This is a genomic window from Fundidesulfovibrio sp. (assembly GCF_058402725.1).
In genome coordinates this window covers 1-4,996 of record NZ_JBZVFJ010000196.1, presented here as the reverse complement: position 1 = coordinate 4,996, position 4,996 = coordinate 1, and the positions used below count along the sequence as shown (strand labels likewise).

Genomic DNA, 4,996 nt, shown 5'->3' with positions numbered 1-4,996 from the left:
CGCCGGGACAACCACCAACCCCAGAAGTGTTCCCCGCGTGCGCGGGGATGATCCGTCGCTGGCAAATTGCCGGAACTCCTCGACTGCGTGTTCCCCGCGTGCGCGGGGATGATCCGCCCTTGATGAGGTCACGCCCGGTGGTCTTCTTGTGTTCCCCGCGTGCGCGGGGATGATCCGGTCACGGCGCTCACGGATGAGCCGTCTTTCGCGTGTTCCCCGCGTGCGCGGGGATGATCCGGGCCGCGACTGCATGAGCACCCGGCAGATAGCGTGTTCCCCGCGTGCGCGGGGATGATCCGGCCGGGGGATGACCCCGCCTGCTCGTCGGCTGGTGTTCCCCGCGTGCGCGGGGATGATCCGCACGACCTCGAATCCATGCTCAAGGAATTGGAGTGTTCCCCGCGTGCGCGGGGATGATCCGGGGCAGGCGCTCTGCGAGAGGCTGACCGTGATCAGGCGCCGCCGGTTGCCACGGGGCGCGCCGTCAGCGAGCAGGCGATCTCCGCGCAGCGTCGGCGCTTCAGCGGCATGCCCCGTCAACGCGGGGAGGCGCAAGCCCGCCACGGGCTCCAAGGTCCCCATTCGGGGCAACTGCTCCCGCTGGCCACGAAGCGCGCGGCGAGCGTGAATGCAGGGGGGGACAAAAACATGGAAAACAGGTATCCCTCGCCTCGGGAAGTCCCCGAAGCATCCGGGGGGGGACAGACCGGGAAGGGCGTTTCAGACATGACGGTCCTCAGCAACAAGGACGCCACTCTCAACATGCTCTTGCCCAACACGACAACTGCAAGCGAGCCACCAGCATGAAAACGATCCTCATCATGTTCTCCTTCATCCTTGTATCTTCTGGATGCTCATCGTCATCAAGCAAACACATCTACATGGGCGATGGATCAGAGGCGTACAAAATCGAGTGCGACGGCATGAACCCATGCTATGACAGGGCCGGGGCCATCTGCGGGCGCAAAGGCTACCAACTCCTCGACCAGAGCGGCGGCCCTGGGGAGCATATGACGACCATCGTGATCAAATGCAGGTGAGCCACCACCCTTCTTGCTGAAGCCGGACAGCAACAGCGGTTCCGGAACAGGACAAACTTTCCGCAAGCGTTCTTGTCCCCGGGGCTCGCCGCGCGGAGTGACCCATGTGGCCGCAGGCCCCGGTACGACCCTGGCCGCTCACGGTTTGCCTCGCCGCCGGGATCGGGCTATGCTTGCGGCGCGGCGGTTTTCCCCGGGCCAGGAGCCCGGGCCGCCAGCGACCTCGAACACGGCGGCTGCAATGGACACCACGCTCTCCCTGGAAATCCCCCCCGACCCGGGCTACGCCCGCGTTCTGACCACCGCCGCCGAGGCCCTGGCCCGCTCGCGCGCGATGGCTCCCCGCGAGCAGATGCGCTTCCAGCTGGCCGTCGAGGAGTTCTTCCTCTACCTGGCCAAGGCCCTGCCGGATCACGGCCCCGTCCGCGTGGCGCTCACGGGCAACGCCTATCAGACCCGCGCCTCCATCCGCTTCCGGGCCGAGGGGCTCTGCCTGGGCGCGCTCAACGCCTGCTGCCCCCCCACACCCACGGGCGCGGGGGACGACGGCGAACCCCTGAGCCTGATCCTGGCCGGACGCGTGGCCGACCGCTTCCGCCTCGAAAGCGAGGGCGACGGCTCCTTCGTCCTGCACGCCGAGGTGGACAAGGCCTATCCGGCCATGGATTCCCTCCAGGGCTGCGTCCCGGTGCGCCCCCCCTACCGCGTCCGCGCGGAGGACGATCCGGACCTGCTCCTGCGCGCCGCCGCCCTGGCCTACGCCCGCTACCCCGCCCGGCACTGCCCGGCCAGCTTCCGGACGCCCGGGAAGTTCGCCGACATGAGCCGGGCCGGCCGGTTCCGGAACGTCCTGGCCCAGGACGGAGCGTCCCGCCCGGCGGGGCTTTTGTGCTGGTCCCGGTCCGGAGAAAGGGGCCTGGCCTTTTCCGGGCCGTTCGTCTTCGCGCCGTCCGGGGACGGTCCGCAGGTGGCCCGACTCCTGGCGGACGCCTTCCTCTCGGCCGTGGCCCGCGAGAAGGCGGACATCGTCTTCAGCGAACGGGCCACCCAGGACGTTCCTCCGGGCTACTTCGAGCCCCTGGGGGAGCTCGCTTTCCACGGCCCCGACGGCCTGCAGCGCCAACCCGTGCTCTACCGCCACCTGCGCGAGGACGCGGGCGAGGCGGTCTGGGCCGCCCCGGAGTCGGCGGACTTCCTGCGCGCGGCCTACGACCGCCTGGCCATGTGCCGCGACATCCTCCCCGCCCAATCCCCCGAAGCCTGGGAGCGCGAACGCTCGCTCTTCTCGGTGAACCTGGACAAGAACAAGGGGCTGGCGACGCTCAAGCCCCTGCTGGACGGGGCCGACGCGCCCGAAAACCTCCGCGCTCACGCCAGGGCGCTTGCGGACAAGGGCGCGGCGAACATCCTGCTCTACCTCGACCTCTCCCGCGCCTGGGAGGCCGCCCTGGCCGGTCCCGCCGCCCTGGCCGGATTCCGCCCGAGGCTCGTGCTGCCCTTCGCGGGCCGCTCGGACCTCCTGGTGCTCCAGCATGAGCAGGCTGACTGACCTCGCGCCCTCCCACGTCCTGAACTTCGAGAGCTACGTCCCCAGCCGTCCGGACGAGGTTCTCATGCGTCAGTACGGGGTGGAAAGGCTCCTGCGCCTGAACAACAACGAGAACGCCCTGGGGCCGCCGCCCGCCGCGCGCGAGGCTCTGGCGGCCTTCGAGCCAGCCCGGGGGGCCGTCTACCCCCAGGGCGACAGCCACTTCCTGCGCGAGGCCCTGGGCCGAAGCTTCGGCAAGGACCCCTCGCGCTTCCTGGTGGGCAACGGCTCCTGCGAGGTGATCACCTCGGTGATCAAGGCCTTCTGCCAGCCCGGGGACGCCATCGTCACGGCGGACAAGACCTTCGCCGTCTACGAGTGGGTGGCCGCGTTTTCCGGCATCGAGGCCAGGCTCGTCCCCCTCAGGGACCACGCCCTGGACCCCGGGGCCATGCTCGCGGCCGTGACGGAGAAGACAAAGATCGTCTTCGTGTGCAACCCCAACAACCCCACGGGTTCCTGGTGGGACAAGGCCGCGCTGGAGCGCTTCCTGGACGGGGTGGCCGGGCGGGCCGTGGTGGTGCTGGACGAGGCCTACCGCGAATTCGTGGCCTCGCCGGACTTCCCCGACGGCATGGAGGCGCTGGAGCGCCATCCCAACGTGCTCGTGTTCAGGACCTTTTCCAAGATGTACGGCCTGGCGGCCTTCCGGGTGGGGTATCTGTGCGGCTCGGCCGAGGCTGTGGACATCGTGCGGCGCACGCACCTGGTCTATTCGGTCAACACGCCGGGGCAGCTGGCCGCACAGGCGGCCGTGGAGCACGGCGCGGAACACGTGGAGGCCACCCGCGCCCTGGTGGCCCAGGCGCGCGCCCGTCTGCGCGGCGTGTTCGACTCCCTGGGCCTGGAGCACGTCTCGGGCGAGGGCAACTTCATCATGGCGCGCGTTCCCATGCCGGACACCCTGCTCCACCGCCTGCTCATGCGCCAGGGCGTGATGGTGCGCACCATGACGAGCTTCCGCTTCCCCAACTGGATCCGGGTCACGCTGGCCGGGGAGGAGGCCATGGAGGCCTTCGCCAAGGCCCTGCGCAAGGCCCTGGACCGCCCATGAGCACTCCCGACGACGGGCAGCAGCGCCTGTTCACCTACGATTTCGCGGTGCTCACCCTGGCGGCCGCCTTAGGGTTCTGCAGCATCGCCGTGTTCTACGGGCTGGCCAGCTGGCTGGAGCGCCTGGGCGTGGACCCCGCCTGGCGCGGAGCCGTGATCGCGGCCGAGCCCCTGGCCGCGCTGGCGGTCCGGCCCTTCCTGAGCGTGCTCGTCACCGCGCGGCGCGCCCTCCTGCTGGCGCGCCTCTCCCTGGCGGGGCTGGGGCTCGCCCTGCCCTGCTACCAGTTGGCGCACTCCGTGCCGGAGCTTCTGGCGGTGCGCGTCTTCCACGGGCTCGCTTTCGTGTGCCTGGTGAGCGCGGTGATGGCGCTCCTGGCGCGCACCGTGCCCCCGAAGATATCGGGCCGGGCGTTCGGCTACTTCTCGCTCTCGTCGCTGGTCCCCTACGCCCTCATGCCCCCCCTGACCGAATGGCTCCTGCCGCAAGTGGGGGACGAGGCCCGGGCCTACGCCTGGACGGCGCTTCTGACCCTTCCCGCCCTGGCGCTCATGGTTCCCCTCGGCAAGCGCCTGGGGCGCAAGGCCTTCGCCCGCGAGGAACGCCACGGCCCCTCGCGCGCGGACATCCTGGAGAACCTGGGCAGGCCGTCGGTCCTGCTGCTGCTGGGCGCGAACCTCCTGGTGTTCGCGGCCACCACCCAGGTGTTCTTCTTCGTCAAGCCCTACGCCCTCACCCTGGGTCTGGCCGATCCGGGGCTTTTCTTCACGGTGTCCACCGCCGCTTCCATCGCCGTGCGGGTGCTGGCCGGGCCATATTACGACAGGCTCCCCAGACGCACGGCCGCGCTGGCGGCCCTGATGGTTCTCGGCGCGTGCATGGCGCTGTTTCCGTTGGCCGAGAGCGCCGCGCCCTTCCTGGCCCTGGCCGGGCTCTACGGCGCGTGTCTGGGCGTGGCCCTGCCCCTGGCCAACGCCGCCATGTTCCTGGAGTCGCCCGCGCATCTGAGGGGCATGAACATGAACCTGATGCTCTTCATGATGGACGCCGGGTATGTGCTGGGTCCGCTGGCGGGCGGCGCGCTGCTGGCGGGGTCCGGGGGCTTCGGGGCGTTGTTCGGCGTGAGCGCGGCCTGCGCGGCGGGGGCGGCGCTCCTGTTCCTGCCCCTGGCCGCGCGGGAGCTGCGCGCCGGGAAGAACGCGCCGCACTGAGCCGCAGCCGACCCGGCCCGGTTCTCTCGTCCCACCGGTTCCGGTCCTGGGGTTTTCTTCTCCCCCCCCAAACACGCCCCCCGTGTAAGCAGACACACCCCCCCAC

Annotated in this window: 4 protein-coding genes and 1 CRISPR repeat array; all 4 genes read left to right on the top strand. The window is 70.2% G+C overall.

The genetic code is table 11. The features are described 5' to 3' along the window. Positions 1-26 precede the first annotated feature (26 nt). A CRISPR array of direct repeats spans positions 27-421; the repeat unit is 29 nt; unit sequence GTGTTCCCCGCGTGCGCGGGGATGATCCG. A gap of 382 nt (positions 422-803) precedes the next feature. The 4 genes from ACV4UX_RS17180 to ACV4UX_RS17165 all read left to right on the top strand — a co-directional run bounded on the left by ACV4UX_RS17180 (position 804) and on the right by ACV4UX_RS17165 (position 4,890). Further along, positions 804-1,040, top strand: coding sequence for a hypothetical protein (locus ACV4UX_RS17180; RefSeq protein ID WP_491594506.1), 237 nt, complete (start codon positions 804-806; stop codon positions 1,038-1,040). A 241-nt stretch (positions 1,041-1,281) separates the two neighbouring features. Next, positions 1,282-2,589: a hypothetical protein gene (locus tag ACV4UX_RS17175; protein ID WP_491594505.1), complete on the top strand. Its 1,308-nt coding sequence runs from the start codon at positions 1,282-1,284 to the stop codon at positions 2,587-2,589. Further along, a complete protein-coding gene (gene hisC / locus ACV4UX_RS17170; protein WP_491594504.1) occupies positions 2,573-3,682 on the top strand; it encodes a histidinol-phosphate transaminase in 1,110 nt (369 codons plus the stop codon). Before ACV4UX_RS17175 ends, hisC begins: the two co-directional genes overlap by 17 nt. Then, on the top strand, positions 3,679-4,890 hold the full coding sequence (locus ACV4UX_RS17165) for an MFS transporter (RefSeq protein ID WP_491594503.1): 1,212 nt from the start codon (positions 3,679-3,681) through the stop codon (positions 4,888-4,890). The genes hisC and ACV4UX_RS17165 overlap by 4 nt, the downstream gene beginning before the upstream one ends. Positions 4,891-4,996: the final 106 nt, after the last annotated feature.